Origin of the sequence: Borreliella yangtzensis, assembly GCF_014201775.1 — a bacterium.
Taxonomy (GTDB): Bacteria; Spirochaetota; Spirochaetia; order Borreliales; family Borreliaceae; genus Borreliella; species Borreliella yangtzensis.
The window spans coordinates 1-1,379 of sequence record NZ_JACHFG010000072.1; the positions used below are offsets into that span (position 1 = coordinate 1).

The window sequence follows — 1,379 nt, forward strand, 5'->3', positions numbered from 1 at the left end:
CCCATATCAGCATAGTTATTTGAAATAATCCTAGAGTATATGTCTCTAATTTGAGAATCTATGTTTAAATAGAGATAGTTTTTTAGGTCAAGTTTATATTTTACTTTCATGTAAACATATTTTCTTTTCCCCAGTGATATTTTATAAGATTTAAGTTGTCCAGTTGGGTTGAGTCCATCAATTTCTATATCTCCCTCAAGTAAAGTTCCACTAGGGGTTGTAAGATATAATGTTTCCCATAGTTTTGCTTTAAATTCTGGATTATTAATAGTGGTTTTATCCGCGTCTAGTAAATCTTCTTTCAAAATTAGGTATATATTAGCTTTACCAGCGGAACTTTTAATATTGGCATACTCTATTCCATTAAGATTAAGTAAAGCTGCTCTAACTGCGCTGTAAGTTGCGCTTTTAGAAGAAATGTGTTCTTCAATTGCAGTCCAATAGCTACCACCTGGTTTCATTTTAGAAAAAAATAGATTAAGTTCGTCAATTACTTCTTCTTCAATAAGTGCTAAAGAAGATGCAATCATGTTGTAAATAGAGCTATTACTATCATCAATGTTAATTCCATAATTTGCTCGTAAGTACTCTCTTTTAGCCCGTACTATGTCCTTAATTGTACGCTTTAGAATTCCAAAATCAGAATCAAAAACAATACTCATAAATTAAACTCCATATTCAAAATGTCACCAGAGAAAAAAAAGGATATATGAGCCTTGCGATTTGTTATATCAGTTGCTATATTTATTATATCTAAGCTAAGCTCTTTACATATTTCATAAAAATAGTTTTTTATAGCTTGAAGATTGTTAATCTTGAGTAGTTTTAAAAGTAAATAGTAATCTAGTCCCCAATTAGGAGCATAGCTTAAACTTCCCTTTAGTGTTTTTAAGAATAAAAACAGTTTTTGTTTTTGCTCATCAATTCCATCAACAATTGATACATCGTTATTAAATACCAATTTAAAATCATTACTAATTCTTAAATCCATACTAATAATTATAGCATATTTAGCAAAAATTACTTAAACAAATTATTGATATCAGTAGAAATTCTAGTGGTTTTTATTCCTAAACTTACTTTTTCAATTGCTGGAATATTTTTTTCATCGATTATTATTGTTATACCGTTAATAGCACTTACAATACTATTTAGAATTTTTTTCAAGCTAGTTGTTTGGTTGGCTATTTCAATGCTACTATTTGCTTTTATTTTAACAGTATCAGAAATTAAATTTAAAGTTTTTGGACCAATTGCACTAAGTATATAAAAATGATGCTTATCAAAATGGATATCGTCATTTTTATCAAAAATGTTAATGCTTGATTGAAGTAGTATAACAGTATCACCTTTTGATAGTTCAAAACTGATATTAGATA

The 1,379-nt window shown here is 27.9% G+C and carries 3 protein-coding genes; all 3 read right to left on the reverse strand.

Translation table 11 applies throughout. From position 1 onward, the window contains the following. Window positions 1-662: DUF276 domain-containing protein (locus HNP68_RS06890; RefSeq protein ID WP_183221741.1), on the reverse strand; the 662-nt coding region annotated here is incomplete at its 3' end. Continuing rightward, the gene (locus HNP68_RS06895) at window positions 659-991 is read right to left on the reverse strand and encodes a DUF2634 domain-containing protein (RefSeq protein WP_183221742.1); all 333 of its coding nucleotides are present in this window, start codon (window positions 989-991) and stop codon (window positions 659-661) included. The genes HNP68_RS06895 and HNP68_RS06890, both read right to left, overlap by 4 nt. 29 nt (window positions 992-1,020) lie before the next feature. After that, window positions 1,021-1,379 (reverse strand): DUF777 family protein (locus HNP68_RS06900; RefSeq protein ID WP_183221744.1); only part of this gene is annotated, 359 nt, incomplete at its 5' end.

Coding starts and splice junctions, on each gene's coding strand:
- HNP68_RS06895 (WP_183221742.1), bottom strand. CDS start 991: ATGGATTTAAGAATTAGTAATGATTTTAAATTGGTATTTAATAACGAT.